A 19,662-nucleotide genomic window follows, 5' to 3' on the forward strand; every position below is an offset into this window, starting at 1 on the left:
CAGAAAAGCTTAAAAAATCCGAAAGAATTTCTTAATTTCATTCTTTATTCTTATATTTTATACCAATACATGTATCTACATCCGCGAACAGCAATGTATTCTTTACCTATAAACTGTATTCGATATAAGCCTTCACACTCTTTATCCATTTCAATAACTTTTTTACATACACTTTCCCCATATGAATAAAGATATATTTTACCTTTTTTAGAAAATGCGAAACCTTCTCTTGAAAATGTAACCAATTCTTTTACCTTTGCTATTTTTTTATTATTCTCTATTTGCAAAATATAGCCACTTTTATACACCGGCTCAATCCAACACCATATTTCACCGCTTAAATCAATTCCAAAACTTTCTATATCCCCCGATTTTTCTACTTCAATCTCTAAAATTTTTTCTTTCTTCTTTGCCCAAACTATTTTATTCGTAAATATTTCTTCATCTTTATTTTCATATATTTTTCTATACAGCAATGCATAGTCATTTCTTTTCTCACTATACAACATTTGTTCTAAAAATACATTTTCTGCTTTCCAAATTACTCTTTCTAAATAATTCTCTTTAATGTTAATTGCTGTAATAATTGATACATCTTTTTTCTGCGAATATAAACTTGCATATACATTTCCTTCGGATTTTCTATATAACATCTTTACATGCTCATTTCTTTCATAATCCCTTTCTCCGTTCCATTTTATTCTTTTTTTCAGTTTTAACTGTGGCAATTCAAACACATCAATAAATGGATTACATTGTCCCTGCGCAAATAATGTATCTTCTACAATTATAATTTGTGAATAAAAATCTTTCGGATTATCTCTTTGATACACTAATTCAAATGATTTATCATATACCCGAATAGCACATCCATACAATTCAACGTAATATTGGTTTTTATAAACAACAATTTCCCAAGCTTTATCTTTACGTACACATGTCATATCAAATTACCTACCTTTCAGTTAGCAGCTTCTTCTATCTACATAAGGGCAAAGAATCTTACTTACACTTGTAAATTTATTCCTTGCCATTTTAAGTAGTATTCTTTTTATCTTTTCCCACTTTCCATAAAATTGTCTTATATATATAATAACGTTTGTTGCTCTTGTTTTGTTACGGAAAAGCTTAAAAAACCCGAAGGAATTTCTTAATTTTAGTCGGAAAGAGGGATTTCTGATATATACAGAAATCCCTTTTTTGCTTCATCATTGCAGACTATTTCTTATTTTTCTCCTTAGTTTTTTTCCATAAAACACAACTATAAATAATTTCTCCTACGCTTATTACTACCATTAGTGCCACTATCGCTCTCTGATAATATGGATAATTCACTCCTATACCAATAATAAAGCCATAAAATAACACTTCTAATATTAAACGTATTAATCTTTTTTTATTTATCATTTTTTCTCCTATCACTATAACTATATACGTAAGCTTCCTTGTAACATATCTTTAAAGTCCATACTCCTTACCTTATAGTAAACTTTTTATTATCAAACATTTGAATAAGTTGTAATTCTTGGTGTCTTGTATCCCCATGAAAACTTAACCGACCAAACACATTTATAATTCGTATATTTTCCAACTTTTCTAGAATATAATTTATATTTTACTATAGCATTTGTACTAAGTTCAGCCGCTATACCCAAAACACTTACACCCACTTTTAGCACAAGTAAATAAGGACTTACTGTTGGAATTTTTTCGGCAAGCTTTGAAGCTACTTCCCTGACTATTATTGTCGTTACCAAAGAAACTTTTGTTGTTTTTCCAACTATATATTTGAATGGTGCTTTTCTTTTTTTAGATTTTTTTGCTTTTGTTGTATGATATTTATGTCCACTCGGATCTACATAATTGATCGGATCATTTGCACAGTATGCATACAGATGTAAAGTATCTGGATCATTCACCTCTCCCCGGTAGGTATCTTCCGTCAGGAATCTTCCATTCTCCGGATCGTAGTATCTTGCGTTCAGGTAATAGAGTCCGGTGCTTTCATCGTAGATGCCGCCTGTGTAGCAAATCTCATTCTTTAAGGCACTGCTTCCGTGGATACTGGTCTCGCCGAAGTCGTCATATTCGTAGGAAAGTTCTCCCTTTGTATCCTTATTCAGGATGCTAGAGGTGCTGCCCTGGATGTCTTTCGTATACAGGAAATCCTGATAAGAGGCTGTTGTTCCGTCTTTTCCGGTTACTTTCTGTTCTGCATAGATCACATTGTCTTCCAGTCCGGACAGGTTCTGGATCAGTTTCTCTCCTGTGTCTGCTCCGGTTGTGTAGGATACCATGCCGTCTTCGTAGAAGTAGTTCGTCACTTCTCCTGCTTCCTTCTTCTGGATGCGCTGTCCCTCTCCATTGTACAGGTTTTCCTGTGTCAGGCTGACCGTCTCATTGCCGGATGTACCGCTCTTCTTCTTCGTTACAGTTGCCGTACTCAAGCGGTTTTCTACATCGTAAGTATTCTCTACACTGTCTCCTGTCTCTTTATCGGTCTCTTTGATCTGGTTTCCGTTGACATCATACTCATAAGATATATCATTCTTTACGGTATTTCCTTTGGTTGTCTTTGCTTTTAAGAGCTGGTTCAGACCATTGTAGGTATACGCCGTCTCTTCTTCACCCTTGACTTTCTTTGTACGGTTTCCTGCGGAATCGTAACTGTAAGTCGTGGTGGTCTTTTCCTCATTCTTCTTATGGTCGGTCACGACACTCTTCGTCAGTCTTCCCAGTACATTGTACGTGTATTCCGTTGTCCGATCGGTATGGTCTTTTTCCTCTTTTGCGGTACTGTTCTTCTCAGTCTTCTTCACGATGTTGCTGTTCTTATCATAAGAATAAGTATAAGCTTCCAGAACGGTTGTACCACTTTTGTACGTCATAGAAGATACACGGTCCAATGTATCATACTCATAGAACCTTGCCACATAGCTCTCGTTCTTATCCCGGTAGTCTGTGAAATCAACGATCGTAAACAGTTTTCCACGTTCGTTATAGCGGTATTTGCGGATCAGTTTTTCCTCGTCACTGCCTTTGATCTTTGCTTTGATGGCGATCAGATACTGGTTCTTGTCATACGCATAGTGCAGGCTTTCCACTCTTCCGTCTTCTGCCAACGCATAAGTAACTTCCGTGATCTTATCTTCCGTATCATAGCTGTAAGAGATCTTGTGTTTTGCAATCTGGGCATCACTTGGCTCTGTTTCCTGTGAGACTTCCGCTGTCCATGCCGTTCTTCCGAATCCGTCATAACCGGTATAAGTATAGCGGTATGCTTTCATCGCACTGCCGGACTTCTTCGCATCCGTCATCTTCGTAAGACGATACTGGTCATCATACTGATAGTTCGTCTGCAATGTCTGGGTTCCGTCTGCCTGATAGTATTTCGATACGGTCTTCAGATTCCTTGCATCGTAAGTATCTTCCCGGTAGTCTCCATTTTCATAAGTAACCTTTGTCTGGTTTCCACGGCTGTCATAGCTGTAAGCGGTTGCGATGCTTTCGTCTTCCTTCTCGCCCTGATCCTGACTGCTCTTTATGAGACCTGCCGCATCCGTGACTTCAATACTCTTTCTGCCACCTGCATCGGTAATGGTTGTCTTGTTCTTCTGGTTCTCTGTGTCCGTTTCATAGGAGGCTTTGGTTACAACTGCTCCGTCTTTTCCTGCGTTCTGTGTCACTTCTGTCACACGGTCAGAAGCATCATAGGAATACGCGGTTGCAGTTCCCATGGCATCGGTTTCTTTTGCGACATTTCCTTTCGTATCGTAAGACTGTTTGGTAACCAGACTGTCCTCACTGACCTGATAGGTTTCCCCGGATACGCCTGGATTCACAATCGTTGCAAAGTTTCTGCCTTCTTCATCATAAAGCGCCAGTGTCACTTTACCTTCTGCTGCGTCCGCACCGGTTCCATTCTCGTATGCAACGACCTGATTACCGGAAATATCATAAGTGTAATCGGTATACAGACCATTCGCTTTCTCTCTGACGACATTGCCGGAAGCATCGGTATACGTCTCGGATGCTGTTGTTCCACTTGGATAGCTCTCCTTCTGGATCGATGCATTCTTAACCGTTCTGGTTCCTCTGCCATCCTGTACCGTAACATCCCCATAAGAATAGGCAGTAGTGTAAGTAAGGGATGTACCCTTTGTAACCGTTCTCTTTACCACACGGTTCAGGGAATCGTATACATAATCCGTCTTTACTCCGTCTGTTCCTGTCTCGGAAACAACCGTTCCATTGGCATCATAAGCGGATGTCGTTGTCTGACTCTTTCCATTCAGAGTGCTGACAGATTTGATCTGTCTTCCTAACTCATCATAGGTATATTCCGTTACTTCTCCGGTATCCGGATCTGTCTTCTTTGTCACGCGTCCCATGACGTCGTAAGTATTCTTTTCCTGACTTTCTACGTCTCCACTGGTGGTTGCAGATTCCGTTGCATTTCCGGAAAGGTCGTACTTGGAGGTCGTTTTGGAGGTCTCAATCCCGGCTACTGTTGTTGTGGATTCTAAGACATTTCCATCTCCATCGTAAGTATTCTCTGTCACACTCTTATTGGAAGGATCGGAACTTTCCTCTTCTTTCTTCAGATTTCCGGTCTTACTATAGGTATAGTTTTCCTTGCTGATGACAGTTTCGCCTTTAGTCACAACTTCTGTCTTCGGCTGGTCTTCCGTCCACTCACTGGTCGTGTCATAGGTGTACTCTGTTTTCGTTCCGTCTTCTTCTGTTTCGCTGATGGTATTTTCCTGCTCATCATAGCTGGTCTCAGTAACAGACTCTTTGGTCTTCCATTCGACTTTTCCGTCATTCAGCTCTTCGTATCCGGTCTGCTTTGTTGTCTTTGTCACAAGATATGGATTCTTTGCATAGCCATAAGTATAAGTTGTTACGCTTCCATCCGCTTCGGTCTCTTTTGTGACTTTTCCGCTCTTTGTGTCATACTCCCGGCTGTTCGTGCGGACTTCTGTCCCGTCAGAAGCTTTCTTTGTTATGGTTGTTTTTTCCGCCTGCATATCCCCAGTTTTCTTTCTCTCCGTTCGGGTAAGTCACTGCGGATACTTTTTCACCATTATAAGCGATCGTATATTTTTGTGCCTTGCCATCCGTTACACTGTTCAGGTGACCGCTGTCATAGCCATACGCATAAGAAACCAATGCTTTGCCGTCCTTACTGCAATGGCTCATTTCCGTTAATCTTCCATTACTGTAAGTATAGCAGAGTTTTGTTCCGTCTGGAAGTGTGATCTCTTCCAGAAGTCCGGAATCTTTCTGATAACTCAGTTCCATTGTCTTTAATGCATCGGAAGATACCCGTTTCAGTCTTCCATCTGCATAATACTCATAGAGAAGAAATGTGCCGTTCGGATCAAGCGCCGCTACCAGTTGTCCTTCTTTATTGAAACGATAGAGGATACCTTTCTTATCTTTGATCGTATAGGCATGTTTGCGGTTCTTTACGATATTTTCCTCTGCGATTGTTTCTTTATAAGAGTAACTCATCTCCCCGATCTGGGTACTCTTTACGCTGGCTGCGGTATCACCGGAAGGTGTTTTTACACTTCCATCATTCAGTGTCAGATCTTTCGTCTCTTTACAAACGTAAGTATTCCCACTCTTCTTAAAATGATAGATGCTTCCGTCACTGTCCAGATAATACATCGTGCCATCTTCGCCTTTGACCAGTTCTTTATGCAGGGTATCACTCCATCCATTTCCTAACATGCCGTTAAACAGAGACTGGCTGTTATAAGTTCTCGCCATCTCAAATGTCAACTGGCTTGCCGGAAGATTGGCGTCTTCCTGACTGTAAGTAAGATTTCCACTCTGGTCTTCTACGGTTCCGTTTCCGGTCGGCGTCTGGAAACTCTGGTAGCCCAGATAGTCCTGGTTTCCGGTATGTTTCTCAAACTCTTCCGGTGCGGTTCCGTTTCCACTTAATACCGTATCGATCAGTTCCTGCTCTTCGATCTCACCGGAAGAATCTGCACGGACAGCTTCTACTTTATAATACCATTTCTCGTCCTTTGCACTTTCCAGATCGATCCAGTAACCTTTGAACACTTTCTTACAGACCATGTTTTCTTCACTCGGTGTGAAGTCTTTCTCCGTTCCCCTGTAGATTCGGTAATACACCGTGTCATTTAACACTTTATCCGTCTCCCAGGAGATCAAGTTCTTGCCATAGTCTTTCCGCAGGGTGAGTGTTCCGTCTTTTGGAAAATAACCGTCAAATCCGACTGTATTATCTTTGTAATAATAATCCAACACTTCTTCTTTGACGTTGCCTGCTTTGTCCACTGCTCGGACTGCGATCTTATGCTGTCCATTTCCGGTGATCGTGCCTGCCGGAAGTTCCACACTTCCACTGGTTCCGGTTCCCAGTTTCTTCCATGCGCCATCGTCAATCTTGTATTCCATCTGTTTGAGGTTCGCATCGGATACACCCGACCACTGGATTGTCGGGTTCTGCACATCGGTCGGCTCTTCTTTTGTTGTTGCCGGTGTCAGTACTGGTTTTGCCATTGTCGGTGCCGTTCCATCGATCACAAATCTTGCACCTGCTCCCGGTCCTGCAAGGTTTCCTTTGTCCACACCACGGATACCGATCTTATAACTGCCTTCTTTCCAGCCGGTACTCGCTGCGATCGTTGCAGAGCCACTTCCGCTGGTTCCCAGTTTGGTACTGGAAGAATACGGAACTAACTCACTGACATCTTCCAGAGTTGTTGGATTCAATGTTACAATCTTGTACTGGACATAGGATAATCCTTTGGATGTGATCCCTGTCCAGTTTGCTTTGATCGCTGTTCCCGGCTTTACATAAGACGGTGTTACGGATACGGAAGTGGCCTTGGTCGGTTTATCATAATAAGTAACGACCAATTTCGGGCGGAGACTGGTCGTGCTGTTTCTGGAACCTACAAACTCCGCATACTTTCCGGTCTCATCCGCACCTTTTAACATTACGCCATAGTTGACAATGGAATCATTGGCAAGCCCTCTGGCAAAAGAAGTCAGATCTAATGTTCTGGCAGTCTTTGCTTTTCCGGTTGTCTTCACCGTGCTGTATAAAGTATTGTATCCCGGACGGTTGTTCCAGGTTACTTTGGAGCGCTCCCACGCTTCTTTTACCCGGTATGCCTGTACCGTCTGCCCTTTCGTACTGTTTCCGGTTTCATACATAGTCAGGATGGCACTGTCTACATAGTTGCCTTTGATCTTGGATTTCATATCTTTGAAAGCAAGGTAGGTCCGGTAGATCCCCTTGGATGCTTTTCCCGCATTCATCACCGTTACACCGCTGGTGTAAAAGTTGTAATCTTTATAGGTAGAACCGCTTAAGATATACACATCCCCAAGATCGGTGTTGCCTGTCCACTTGATCGTCGGATCGATCACGACCGGATACTGACGGTCTTTGTCTTTCAGATAAGACCAGTCTGCGGTCACTGTTACACGGTAGGTGTCTTCCCCTGCTTCCTCTACTTTGGTTGTCAGTTCTTCGCTGTATGCCTCCCCACTGGCATCGTTCATATTCGGAGCACCGACCGAACCAACAATCTCGTCGCTTTCTTTATCGTAGAGAGTCAGCCCTTCATCCACCGGATTTTTTCTAAGCTTCAAGCCTTTTAATTTCAATGTATAAGAAAACGTATTTTCTTTCGGACACTCTGCAAGCCGGATCTCTTCCTTGATCCCGGACTCCCCGGAAGTATATGCATAAGTGACCGATTCCGAAGTATCATAAGCTGCTGTCAGCGGGACTTCTTCTGTCTCTTCATATCCGTTCGTGAAGTCCTCCTTCTCTACTTCAACAGCTTTGCTTTTCATATCCGGACTAAGCGCAACACTGTAGCCGTCCTTTTCCATCAAAAGTGGCGTATCATCTGAAAGTTTCTCTGGAAAGTACTGTTTGGCATCCCCTTCTTCGTTCTCGTATGCATAGCCTTTCAGACTTTCCTTGTTCTCACTTTTCGCACTGTCCACTTTTACCAGTGACGGATCATAATCAATGAGCTTCCCGGACTCATCTTTATACCGCACCGGTTCCTGATAGAATACGGATACTTTCTTACCATTCCCGATCTGAAATGTGGTGGAAGTCTCGGTATTCTCTTTCTTCACGGCCTCCTCTTCTGTCACACCTTTTAGCTCTTTTGGACGCTCTACGCTGTCATCTGCATCGAAAGCCGCTTCGGTCTTCGCCGGATTCTCCGCTGTCTGTGTCGGTTCAGCCGCCAGTGAATCTAATGATACAGATGTGACGGATAGTGCCGCTATTAATGTCGTTGCAGTGATTCGTTTCCAATTCAAATAATATTTTTCTTTATGCTTTTTTCTTTTTTTCATAAGCTATTTATCTCCTTATCTTTTTGCAGAACTGCTGTTTTTAGTAAGGGTTTCATTCCCAACTTTAAATGTTGTTCTCACTCGATATGTACCTGTTGCAATTGTATACTTTTTATTTAAATTATACATTTTTCCAGTTGTTGAGCCGGTCCATTCTTTTAAGGTTTTCCATTCACCAGATAAATGCTTTTGCAATTTCATAGTCACTTTAATACTTTTTGTTTCTTTACTCTTTACATAGCATTTACACGTTGCCTCCGTACCAGAAATTGATAATGTACTATAATAATTATCAATATTTTCATACGCGAGTTCTATATCCTCCTCTCCATTCACTTGCGTTTCTGCTGCATAGGACACTGGCGTAGCCACCACCAATCCCGTGCTCAAAATTAGTCCTCCGAGTAACATTTTCATTCTTTGGTACATAAAAAAGTACCTCCTTTCTGCTTTTACTATAAGTAACAACCAAAAGAGGTACTTCGTGACACTTTTTATTTAATTTTTTTATTTTTTTCTAAAATACTTATGAGATTCTCAATATTTTCATGCCCGGACAGCATATATACATACCCATCTTTTACATATAAGAGCTTATTCCAGCCATCCGTGTCTTTCACCCAATATCCTTGTTTATTCTTTACATCTACTTTCTCTATTCTTTCTCCATTAGATGAAACTGTAAAATCAAAATATTCAATTCCCATTTGTATATAATATAATGGCGTATCTTTTTTATCTACAAAGCACATAGAATAATAGTAAATTTCTTCATCCGTCTCCTCATTCTCCAACACATACCCTTCCGGCACATACTCCAGCTTCTGTGGCTTAAATTCTTTGATTTCTTCTTCCTGTCCCTTGATCTCGCTTTGCACTTTCTCGAAGCTGATGTCTGTATGATCCGAAAAACATTTTTCAATCAACTGGTAGATGCCCTCACGAATCGGCTCTATTGCAAATACTGTCATACTCATACTGATCATCAGAAGTATAACTATCAGTAAAAATTTTGGATGCAGCCGTGTCACACGGTATGAAGTAAATTGCTTTTTTCCAGCATCTGCTTCCTGTCTCGGATATGTATATACCCTATATCTGTCCACAAGTTCTTCTGCCTTTTTTCTCTTCATCTTCCTGTATAATCGCCGCATGCGTATCTGATGACGGATCGAGAAATGATGCTTCGCATCTTTTGTAAATTCTTCGTAATAAGTGCTTTCCCGCTCGCATGCCTGCTTTACTGCTTCTCGTAACAGTTCGTCACTGATTCTGTTCATTTCCATCTGTGATTCCCCTTTCGCGCAATTGTTTTTCCAGTTTTTGTCTGGAACGGGCAGCGATCTGGCGCACATTTTCTTCGGATAACTCCACGATCTTTGCTATCTCTACGAACGTCATATCCATATAATAGTGTAGATAAAGGATCTGCCGCTTCGGATAAGGCAGTTCCAGAATCAGCTCCTGCAATATGGTCGTTACATCTTTATAAAGATATGCGTCTTCCGGACTTTCCTGCTGTTCACATGGATAATTCCTGTAGTCCTGCTCCCGGGCTTCCCGTTCAGAACGTTTTCCTTTTCTTTGATAGATGTTAAATGCTCTGCTCTTAACTATAGTAACAATGTAACTCCATGTTTCGTGACAGTTTATTTTCTTAATTTTTTCTAAATTATCTATGATAGCAATAACACTGTCGTGTACTGCGTCTTCTGCGTCGTGTCTGTTGTGCAGGATCTGATATGCAACTTTGTACATCTTGTCCTTGTACAGAGCATATAATTGTTCAAATTTTTCTTTGTCTTCCTGCGTATCAAGCAGGTTTAAGTATACTTGTAGCATGCGCTTCTCTTCCCCCTCGTGATCATACCACTTGCATGCAATGTCGCTATCTTACAATTTCAATTCTTTTTCTTATATCTTCTTCTAACTTCAACTTACCAATCTCTTGCCCTTTTGAAAGGTATGTACATTTATTATAACATTTCTCTTTATAGCTTTTTGAAAAAATTGCAAGAACTTTATTTGTTGGGTTAGACAATCGTTTTACATCTTCATTGTATAATGTTACTGGATAATCCACACGATTTCCATTACGAAAACCAACACTTAATATCGCTTTTGTATCACCAACAAAATAATCTGCCCGAATATATACCCCACTATTAATAAATTCTCCAACTAGACAATGATGAGACATAAGCTTAGAAAGACATGGTAATACCATTAATTTCTGTTGCACCTTCCCTTTATTATCAATTTCAAAATCTCTTTCTGCTAATTTAGACTCCAAACATGCCGCATAAAATTGTTGTGCAGATAACTTAGTCTTTACTCCTGTTAAATGTAAAAAGTTCATATCACGAAAACCGATTTCTACTGTTTTAGTAAGTGATTTTTTCTGATAAACAATCAAAAAGTGCTTATTATTCAATTTTTCTTCATATTCTTTTGCTGCATGTACAATAATTTTTATTGCTGATTTTTTATCATATTTTTTCATTTGTATTCCCCACTATACAAAAAAGGTTGCCCTCTCGGACAACCTTTTCTAATTCTGATATTGCTGATTTTACTGTTGTCTGCCAACATTCCGCCCCACTATGTGCGGTTTAACTGTAGAGTTTTTCTGTTGCTCTCCAACCTGCCAGCCAACGAACTGGCTAAAATGTCAGATTTTTAAGGTGTCAGCTCACCCAGACAGACGCATCTGTCTTTACAATATTATTATACGAATCAATAATTTTAATGTCAAGTATATGACTAATTTTAAACTTTTTTCTCTTACACGATTCCCTGAGCGGTCATAGCGTCTACAACCTTCTCAAATCCTGCGATGTTAGCGCCTGCTACATAGTTACCTTCCATTCCGTAACGTTTTGCAGCTTCGTCCATGTTATGGCAGATATTTACCATGATGTCTTTTAATTTGGCATCTACTTCTTCGAATGTCCAGCTTAATCTCTCGCTGTTCTGTGACATCTCCAGTGCAGATGTTGCAACTCCACCGGCGTTGGCAGCTTTACCAGGTGCGAAGATCACTCCGTTCTCCTGCAGATACTGTGTTGCTTCGTATGTAGTAGGCATGTTCGCACCTTCGCATACAGCTACGCATCCGTTAGCTACTAACTGTTTTGCATCTTCCAGATGTAATTCGTTCTGTGTTGCGCAAGGAAGAGCCAGGTCAACTTTTACTGACCATACGCCGCGTCCTTCATGATATTCTGAGTTCGGACGATATTTCTTATACTCTGTCAGTCTTGCACGGTTTACTTCTTTGATCTCTTTTAATGCAGCTACATCGATTCCTTCCGGATCGTATACCCATCCTGTAGAATCGCTGACTGTTACAACTTTTGCTCCGAGCTGCTGTGCTTTCTCTGTTGCGTAGATTGCTACGTTACCGGATCCGGATACTGCTGCTGTCATTCCCTTTAAGTCTTTTCCGTTAATCTTCAGAAGTTCTTCTGTTAAATAAAGAAGACCATATCCTGTAGCTTCTGTTCTTGCTAAAGATCCGCCATAGCTTAATCCCTTACCTGTAAGAACACCTTCATACAGTCCGCGAATTCTCTTGTACTGTCCAAACATGTAACCGATCTCTCTTGCTCCTGTTCCGATATCTCCGGCAGGAACATCTGTGTCTGCTCCAATATATTTGCAAAGTTCTGTCATAAAGCTCTGGCAGAATGCCATAACTTCTCTGTCTGATTTGCCCTTCGGATCGAAATCAGAACCACCTTTACCTCCGCCGATCGGGAGTCCTGTCAGGGAGTTCTTGAAGATCTGCTCAAATCCGAGGAACTTGATGATTCCAAGATTTACAGATGGGTGAAGACGTAAGCCTCCTTTGTATGGTCCGATTGCACTGTTGAACTGTACACGGTATCCTGTATTCACCTGTACCTGTCCTTTGTCGTCTACCCACGGTACGCGGAACTTAAACTGTCTCTCTGGTTCTACAAGTCTCTCCAGTAAGGCGTCTTTTCTGAACTTCTCTTCATTCGCCTCAACTACCACTCTCAATGATTCTAATACTTCTTTTACTGCCTGGTGGAATTCTGGTTCAGCAGGGTTCTTAGCTACTACTCTTTCCAGTACTTCATCAACATATGACATAACCTTGTTACCTCCTAAATCTTTCTGTCTCAAAAAAACATCCTTTTAAAAAGAAAACGGATGGACAAATCCACCCGTTTTTCTCTGACGTCTTTGTCCTTTATCATTGTAAAGGAAAAGAGTGCATATGGCAAGTATTTTTTTTACAAATTTTGTGGTTTTTTGCAACATTTATTTGTACTACTTGCAAAAATATTGATTTTATTTCATTTTAGTTGATTCTTTTTCGCTTTTAGTGAAACAGATTGCACTCTAAGTTTCACTTTTATTTAAAGTATGCAACACCGGATTCGAAGATCTTCAGATCCTGTTCTCCGTAAATATTCATAGCTACACTTCTGTCACGTCTCTCGGAATGTGCCATCTTACCGAATACACGTCCGTCCGGACTTGTGATACCTTCGATCGCGCAGTAAGAACCGTTGACATTCCATTCTTCATTCATCGTAACATTTCCTTCCGGATCACAGTACTGTGTTGCTACCTGTCCGTTTGCAAAGAGTTTCTTAAGCCACTCTTCATTTGCTACGAATCGTCCCTCTCCGTGGGATGCCGGGTTCGTGTATACACCGCCAAGCTCTGCCTGTGCAAGCCATGGGGATTTGTTGGATACAACTTTTGTATACACCATCTTGGAGATATGACGTCCGATCGTATTGTAAGTCAGTGTCGGTGCATCTGTATTCTGTCCGGTAACTGCTCCGTTCGGAACCAGTCCCAGTTTGACAAGTGCCTGGAATCCATTGCACACACCGAGTACCAGTCCGTCTCTTTCATTTAACAGCTTCTCTACTGCTTCTTTCATCTTCGCATTCTGGAAAGCAGTTGCGAAGAATTTAGCGGAACCGTCCGGCTCATCTCCTGCACTGAATCCACCCGGGAACATGATGATCTGGGACTGTGCGATTGCTTTTTCAAATACATCTACAGAATCTACGATGTCGGCTGCATTCTGGTTGCGGAAGACTTTGACAATCGTCTTCGCTCCTGCACGCTCAAATGCTTTCGCGCTGTCAAACTCGCAGTTTGTTCCAGGGAATACCGGGATAAATACAGTCGGCTGTGCAATCTTGTGTGTGCAGATGTGGATATCGGATGCTTTGTATACATCACTCTTCACTGCTTCTTCCTGTCCTTCTGCTCCGGAGTTGGTTGGGAATACTTTCTCCAGTGGCTCTTTCCATGCTGCTTCTGCATCTGCTTCTATCAGTTTTACATCTTTGTATGCGAATACGGCATCTGCATTTACTTCACCGATCACTGTGTAAGGGATTGTCAGTGCGTCTACTTTATCTGCCGGTACTTCTGCGATAATATCACCAAATGCCGGTGCAAACAGGTCTTTTGCATCTACGCTGTCGCAGATGGTAACACCCATACGGTTACCGAATGCCATCTTGCTGACTGCGGATACGATTCCGTGTCTGTCTAATGCGTAAGCAGATACGATCTTGCCGCTTCTGATGTCGTCTGTGAATTTACCGTAAGCATCCATTACTTTTGCATATTCCGGTACGTCGTATTCATCTGTCGGAATCTGCATCCATACGAGTTTATTTCCTGCTGCTTTTAATTCCGGTGTGATGATGTCTTTTTCTGTTGCCACATCTACTGCGAAGGAAACCAGTGTCGGCGGTACATCGATATCTTCAAATGTTCCGGACATACTGTCTTTTCCTCCGATAGATGGAAGTCCGAATCCGAGCTGTGCATTGTAAGCACCGAGCAGTGCTGCGAACGGCTGACTCCATCTGGTCGGATCTTCTGTCATTCTGCGGAAATACTCCTGGAATGTGAAACGGATCTTGCTGTAATCTCCACCTGCTGCCACAATCTTCGCAACAGACTCTGTCACTGCGTAAATAGCTCCGTGGTATGGGCTCCATGTAGACAGATATGGATCAAATCCGTAACTCATCATCGTAACGGTATCGCAGTCTCCTGTCAGTACCGGAAGTTTTGCAACCATTGCCTGTGTCTCTGTCAGCTGGTATTTTCCACCGTGCGGCATGAATACGGAAGCTGCTCCGATAGAACCGTCGAACATCTCTACAAGACCTTTCTGTGAGCATACGTTCAGGTCTTTTAATGTCTCTAACCATTTTGCTTTGACATCTTTTACTTCTTCTCTTGTAAGAATCGTATCTTTGCGGCTTGGGATCTCTACAGTAACCGTTGTCTCCTGATGCGCTCCGTTTGTATCAAGGAAGGCACGGGATAAGTTGACGATCTCTTTTCCTCTCCAGGAAAGTACCAGTCTCGGCTCTTCTGTTACTACAGCTACCTTTGTTGCCTCTAAGTTTTCTTCTGCTGCATAGTTCATAAATGTATCGACATCTTTTGGATCTACGACAACAGCCATACGCTCCTGGGACTCGGAAATAGCGATCTCTGTTCCGTCAAGTCCGGCATATTTCTTCGGCACTTTATCCAGATCGATCTGCAGTCCGTCTGCAAGTTCTCCGATGGCAACGGATACACCACCTGCACCGAAGTCGTTACATTTCTTGATTAATTTACTTACTTCTTCTCTGCGGAACATACGCTGGATCTTACGCTCTGTCGGTGCGTTACCTTTCTGTACTTCTGCACCGCATGTCTCGATGGACTCTTCGGTATGTACTTTGGATGATCCGGTTGCTCCACCGCATCCGTCACGTCCGGTACGTCCGCCGAGGAGAATGATGATATCTCCCGGATCAGATGTTTCACGGATAACGGCACGTCTCGGTGCTGCTCCGAGAACGGCTCCGATCTCCATACGTTTTGCAACGTAGTTCGGATGATAGATCTCTTTGACTGCTCCGGTTGCAAGTCCGATCTGGTTTCCGTAAGAGCTGTATCCATGTGCTGCTTCACGAACCAGTTTCTTCTGCGGCAGCTTTCCTTTCATCGTATCTTTGACAGATACGGTCGGATCTGCTGCTCCGGTTACACGCATTGCCTGATATACATAAGTACGTCCTGACAGTGGATCACGGATAGCTCCTCCAAGGCAGGTCGCAGCTCCACCGAATGGCTCGATCTCTGTCGGGTGGTTGTGTGTCTCGTTTTTAAAGTTTACGAGCCACTCTTCTTCTACACCGTCCACTTTGATCGGTACTACGATACTGCATGCGTTGATCTCGTCAGATTCTTCCTGATCTTCAAGCTTGCCTTCTTTTTTCAGTTTACGCATTGCCATCAGCGCAAGATCCATCAGGCATACGAATTTATCTTCTCTGCCTTTGAAAATCTCACTGTGGTCTGCAAGATACTGTCTGTATGTCTCTTCCAGTGGTGCCTTATAGTCTCCGTCCTCGAACTTCACATCTGTAAGCTCGGTAGAGAATGTTGTATGACGGCAGTGATCGGACCAATAGGTGTCCAGAACACGGATCTCTGTCATGGATGGATCTCTGTCCTCTTCCTTTTTGAAATAATTCTGAATATGCTGGAAATCCTTGAATGTCATGGCAAGTCCAAGGGACGCATATAATTCTTTCAGTTCGGCTTCTGCCATATCTTTGAATCCGTCAAAGATCTTCACATCTGCCGGCTCTTCGAATTTTGTAACGAGTGTCTCCGGAATCTGCTCCTGTGCTTCTCTGGAATCTACCGGGTTGATGCAGTGTGCTTTTACTGCCTCGAACTCTTCCTCGGAGATCGCGCCCTCGGCGCCAACAATTACGTAAGTTGTCGCTGTCTTGATCACCGGCTGCTCATCCTCTTTGATAAACTGGATACACTGTACTGCAGAGTCTGCTCTCTGGTCGAACTGTCCCGGCAGGAACTCTACGGAAAATACTTTTGCATTCTCTGTCTCCGGGAATGCATTATGATATAAGATATCTACCGGTGGTTCGGAAAAGATACCATTGCATGCTTTTTCAAATGTATCATCAGAAATATTCTCCACGTCATAACGAATCAGAATCCGGACTTCTTTGATATCACGGATTCCAAGATAATTCTTGATCTCATGCTTAAGATCCTTTGCCTGTACTGCAAATTCAGGCTTTTTCTCCACGTAAACTCGTCTTACACTACTCATACAATTTCCTCCATTTGTACTCTTTTACTAGTCATTAGTTACATTGTAACACATTTTATTTTATTAATAAAATTAATATACATAAATATTTTTATTAGTATATCTTATTAATCTATCTTATAATCTATGTAATATGTGTGGCTATATCTTATTTTACAACTTATCTGTTCTTAGCCATATACGACCTTTTCCGGTTGCACATACAGTTCCATATAAATAGCATAGCCCACAATATGATCACAGCCACGCCAAATGTAAGCAGGATCCGAAATGCCATGTCCGAGAAGAACCCTTCCGGCAGCATCCGGATCATATAATCCGTCCCCGCATCAAACAGCCACAGTTTATTTGTAAAAATCAATTCGTGAAATAAGGTAAATGTCGCCGAGAAATCTCTGACACATGCGGCGGCGATTACTGCTACGATTGCCACAAAGATTCCAAGTGCTGTCGTATATCCTCGAAAAAGGATTGTACGCAACCGCCACTGTTTTGCCTGTCCCCCTGCTGTCTGCCGATCTTTTATTTTCAGATATTTCTTACATACATATAATACTGCAAGCAAAAACGCTGCTACTGCTGTGGCAAATCTCCGTACGATTCTTCCTTTATGAAAGAGTACCTGTACATCTGCCATATGTTCCCGGTCCTGTCTGTTGAAGAAATCCTGCATTTTACCCTCCACCGGAACTTCCACAGAGAGTTTTTCTTCCTTTCCATCCAGATATGCCATCATATGTTCCGTAACTTCCATCAGATCAGATATTTTCATATCCAGTGCTTTCGCGACCGTATATTTCTCATATTCTTTTTGATAAAAATGATACTCCGAATCACCGTATATGGCAATTTGAATACTTGTCACCAGTATGATGATAAGCAGAGCAAACATAGACATTGCCGCTAATACAGTATATATCATATTTCGTTTCATATTTCTTGTTTTCTCCGTTTATTTTTTCGATTCTTCCTGCCTGATACCTGATTCTTCTAATAATCTGTATTTTCACACTCTATTCTTATTCTAGCATATCCATTCTTGTAATTCACTTGTTTTTCACTTATAATAATTCCAATATTTATAAGGAGGTCTTATAAAATCTATGAATAACAAAACAGATATTAATTTTGAGTTGTACAAAGTTTTTTATTATGTAGCGACTACCTTAAGCTTCTCCGAAGCTGCCGGTAAGCTTTTTATCTCCCAGTCTGCAGTCAGTCAGTCCATCAAGACACTGGAAAAGAAACTGAATCAGACGCTGTTTATTCGCAGTACAAAAAAAGTCCGTCTCACTCCGGAAGGGGAGATCCTCCTGCGCCACATTGAGCCTGCCGTACAGTTGATCGTGCGCGGAGAATCGCAATTATTGGAAGCCTCCTCCGGAATCGGTCAGCTCCGCATCGGCGCAAGCGATACGATCTGCCGGTATTTCCTCGTTCCTTATCTGGAACAGTTTCACAAGGCTTTTCCTGGGACGCACATCAAAGTTACCAATGCTACTTCCATCCGCTGTGTAGAACTTCTGCGGAGCGGGCAGGTCGATCTGATTGTAGTGAATTTTCCGAACAGTCATCTGGACTCTATGTTCACGTCCACAACCATACATGACTTTCAGGATGTATTTATTGCAGATGAAACTTTCAAGGAACTGCGCGGCCGGAAAATGTCCTATCAGGAACTGCTGAAGTATCCAATCCTCATGCTGGATAAGAACAGCACGACCAGCGAATATCTGCATGCATTGTTCCAGCAGCATCAACTGGATCTTGTTCCGGAAGTGGAATTAAGCAGCAACGACCTGCTCATCGACCTTGCCCGCATCGGTCTTGGGATTGCATTTATCCCGGATTACTGCCTGACCAAAATGCCGGAAGATCTCTTTCTTCTGGAAATGAAAGAGGAACTTCCAAAAAGAAAACTGGCACTGGCTTATAACAGCCATGTACCAGTCTCCAAAGCCGCCGTAGAATTTATGCATCTGCTTCAGCCTGTATAAATGTTCTTATTTCGACTTCTTTTCCTTTCAGGGAACCCTGCGTCATCTCCGGTTTTCCGCCGCCTCTTCCCTGGAAGGAAGCATTAAGGTTCTTACTCATCGGACGGACATCCGTCTCCCTGCTTCCGATGACGTAACGATAACCGTCTGCATCATTTCCCGCAAATACCGCAACAATCTTCGCTCCTCTTTCCAGAAGCTGATTCATCAGCTCCCGCGGTCCATTACCTGAAAGATCGGCGTCAAATACTGTCACAATCGGTACGTCCACCGGAATCTCTTTTGCACGGTAAGCAAGAAGCTTTCCTGACAGATCTGCCACTTTGCTTTTTAATGCTGTCTGCTCTTCCTTCATATGGTGGACTGCATCTGCAATCTCCAGTTCCTTCGCACAGAGCAGTGCGGAGATCTCTTTTCCATTTGCATCTTTTGCTTCGTAATCTTTCAGCGCACGCACACCACATAACATTGTGATACGTTCGCCGCCTTTATAATTTACCATATTTACCAGCTTGAGCATCCCGATCTCGCCGGTCTTCTTTACGTGCGGAGCACAGCAGGCACATACATCATACCCCGGAACCGTTACGATCCTTACCTGTCCTTCAATCTCGATCTTGCTCCGATAATCCATATTTGCCAGCTCTTCTTTGGACGGATAGGTCACTACAATGTCTATGTTCTTCCAGACTGCCTGGTTCGCTGCCAGCTCAATCTCTCTTAATTGCTCTTTTGTCAGTGTTCCATCAAAATCCATCGTGCAGTAATCACTCCCAAGATGAAATCCGACATTGTTATAACCGAATCTTTCATGCACCAGCCCGGATACGATATGTTCTCCGGTATGCTGCTGCATCTTCTCAAAACGTTCTTCCCAGTTGATCTTACCGGTTACAGTTTTACCGGCTTCCAGTGCCTTCTCTGTCGTATGATAGATGATGCCTTCCTTCTCATGTACATCTAGCACACGTACATCATCCAGCATTCCGGTGTCTGCATACTGACCGCCGCCTTCCGGGAAGAAGGCGGTGCGATCTAATACAACCTTATACTGTTCTTTATATGGTTCGCAGGAGATGACTTTTGCTGTAAACTCCTTCAGATGACTGTCTTCGTAAAATAATTTCTCTGTCTCCATATTTTTCC

Annotated in this window: 13 protein-coding genes; 1 reads left to right on the top strand and 12 read right to left on the bottom strand. The window is 42.3% G+C overall.

What is annotated here, in order from left to right; all coding sequences use genetic code 11:
- Nucleotides 1-50 precede the first annotated feature (50 nt).
- The 11 genes from DWY31_RS08430 to DWY31_RS08480 all read right to left on the bottom strand — a co-directional run bounded on the left by DWY31_RS08430 (nt 51) and on the right by DWY31_RS08480 (nt 17,453).
- On the bottom strand, nt 51-944 hold the full coding sequence (locus DWY31_RS08430; protein ID WP_118520056.1) for a hypothetical protein: 894 nt from the start codon (nt 942-944) through the stop codon (nt 51-53).
- Nucleotides 945-1,218: 274 nt separating this feature from the next.
- A complete protein-coding gene (locus DWY31_RS08435; RefSeq protein WP_118520058.1) occupies nt 1,219-1,407 on the bottom strand; it encodes a hypothetical protein in 189 nt (62 codons plus the stop codon).
- A gap of 92 nt (nt 1,408-1,499) precedes the next feature.
- Entirely contained in the window at nt 1,500-5,030 is a 3,531-nt protein-coding gene (locus tag DWY31_RS08440; RefSeq protein WP_118520060.1) for an RHS repeat-associated core domain-containing protein, read from the bottom strand.
- The gene (locus DWY31_RS08445; RefSeq protein WP_118520062.1) at nt 4,990-8,367 is read right to left on the bottom strand and encodes a DNRLRE domain-containing protein; all 3,378 of its coding nucleotides are present in this window, start codon (nt 8,365-8,367) and stop codon (nt 4,990-4,992) included. Before DWY31_RS08445 ends, DWY31_RS08440 begins: the two co-directional genes overlap by 41 nt.
- A 15-nt stretch (nt 8,368-8,382) precedes the next feature.
- Nucleotides 8,383-8,796 (bottom strand): hypothetical protein, encoded by a 414-nt coding sequence (locus DWY31_RS08450; RefSeq protein WP_118520064.1) that lies wholly within the window; start codon nt 8,794-8,796, stop codon nt 8,383-8,385.
- A 65-nt stretch (nt 8,797-8,861) separates the two neighbouring features.
- Nucleotides 8,862-9,653, bottom strand: a complete 792-nt coding sequence (locus tag DWY31_RS08455) for a DUF4367 domain-containing protein (protein WP_158575502.1) — start codon at nt 9,651-9,653, stop codon at nt 8,862-8,864.
- Nucleotides 9,631-10,209, bottom strand: coding sequence for an RNA polymerase sigma factor (locus tag DWY31_RS08460; protein ID WP_118520068.1), 579 nt, complete (start codon nt 10,207-10,209; stop codon nt 9,631-9,633). Before DWY31_RS08460 ends, DWY31_RS08455 begins: the two co-directional genes overlap by 23 nt.
- A 46-nt stretch (nt 10,210-10,255) precedes the next feature.
- On the bottom strand, nt 10,256-10,870 hold the full coding sequence (locus DWY31_RS13930) for a PBECR4 domain-containing protein (RefSeq protein WP_021861365.1): 615 nt from the start codon (nt 10,868-10,870) through the stop codon (nt 10,256-10,258).
- A gap of 281 nt (nt 10,871-11,151) precedes the next feature.
- Complete coding sequence (gdhA, locus tag DWY31_RS08470) at nt 11,152-12,486, bottom strand: NADP-specific glutamate dehydrogenase (protein ID WP_021861366.1); 1,335 nt, start codon at nt 12,484-12,486, stop codon at nt 11,152-11,154.
- A 265-nt stretch (nt 12,487-12,751) separates the two neighbouring features.
- Nucleotides 12,752-16,519: a phosphoribosylformylglycinamidine synthase gene (locus tag DWY31_RS08475; RefSeq protein WP_118520070.1), complete on the bottom strand. Its 3,768-nt coding sequence runs from the start codon at nt 16,517-16,519 to the stop codon at nt 12,752-12,754.
- A gap of 160 nt (nt 16,520-16,679) precedes the next feature.
- A complete protein-coding gene (locus DWY31_RS08480) occupies nt 16,680-17,453 on the bottom strand; it encodes a TIGR01906 family membrane protein (protein WP_118520072.1) in 774 nt (257 codons plus the stop codon).
- Between the two features lie 169 nt (nt 17,454-17,622).
- On the opposite strand from DWY31_RS08480, the gene DWY31_RS08485 reads away from it, so the two are divergent.
- Nucleotides 17,623-18,516, top strand: a complete 894-nt coding sequence (locus tag DWY31_RS08485; RefSeq protein ID WP_021861369.1) for a LysR family transcriptional regulator — start codon at nt 17,623-17,625, stop codon at nt 18,514-18,516.
- On the opposite strand, the gene DWY31_RS08490 is transcribed toward DWY31_RS08485, so the two are convergent.
- Nucleotides 18,491-19,654: an alanyl-tRNA editing protein gene (locus DWY31_RS08490; RefSeq protein ID WP_117537351.1), complete on the bottom strand. Its 1,164-nt coding sequence runs from the start codon at nt 19,652-19,654 to the stop codon at nt 18,491-18,493. The genes DWY31_RS08485 and DWY31_RS08490 overlap by 26 nt on opposite strands.
- Nucleotides 19,655-19,662 lie beyond the last annotated feature (8 nt).

It is taken from the genome of Dorea sp. AF24-7LB, from assembly GCF_003478575.1.
GTDB lineage: Bacteria > Bacillota > Clostridia > Lachnospirales > Lachnospiraceae > Dorea_D > Dorea_D hominis.

Coding starts and splice junctions, on each gene's coding strand:
- DWY31_RS08430 (WP_118520056.1), bottom strand. CDS start 944: ATGACATGTGTACGTAAAGATAAAGCTTGGGAAATTGTTGTTTATAAA.
- DWY31_RS08435 (WP_118520058.1), bottom strand. CDS start 1,407: ATGATAAATAAAAAAAGATTAATACGTTTAATATTAGAAGTGTTATTT.
- DWY31_RS08440 (WP_118520060.1), bottom strand. CDS start 5,030: ATGCAGGCGGAAAAAACAACCATAACAAAGAAAGCTTCTGACGGGACA.
- DWY31_RS08445 (WP_118520062.1), bottom strand. CDS start 8,367: ATGAAAAAAAGAAAAAAGCATAAAGAAAAATATTATTTGAATTGGAAA.
- DWY31_RS08450 (WP_118520064.1), bottom strand. CDS start 8,796: ATGTACCAAAGAATGAAAATGTTACTCGGAGGACTAATTTTGAGCACG.
- DWY31_RS08455 (WP_158575502.1), bottom strand. CDS start 9,653: ATGGAAATGAACAGAATCAGTGACGAACTGTTACGAGAAGCAGTAAAG.
- DWY31_RS08460 (WP_118520068.1), bottom strand. CDS start 10,209: ATGCTACAAGTATACTTAAACCTGCTTGATACGCAGGAAGACAAAGAA.
- DWY31_RS13930 (WP_021861365.1), bottom strand. CDS start 10,870: ATGAAAAAATATGATAAAAAATCAGCAATAAAAATTATTGTACATGCA.
- gdhA (WP_021861366.1), bottom strand. CDS start 12,486: ATGTCATATGTTGATGAAGTACTGGAAAGAGTAGTAGCTAAGAACCCT.
- DWY31_RS08475 (WP_118520070.1), bottom strand. CDS start 16,519: ATGAGTAGTGTAAGACGAGTTTACGTGGAGAAAAAGCCTGAATTTGCA.
- DWY31_RS08480 (WP_118520072.1), bottom strand. CDS start 17,453: ATGAAACGAAATATGATATATACTGTATTAGCGGCAATGTCTATGTTT.
- DWY31_RS08485 (WP_021861369.1), top strand. CDS start 17,623: ATGAATAACAAAACAGATATTAATTTTGAGTTGTACAAAGTTTTTTAT.
- DWY31_RS08490 (WP_117537351.1), bottom strand. CDS start 19,654: ATGGAGACAGAGAAATTATTTTACGAAGACAGTCATCTGAAGGAGTTT.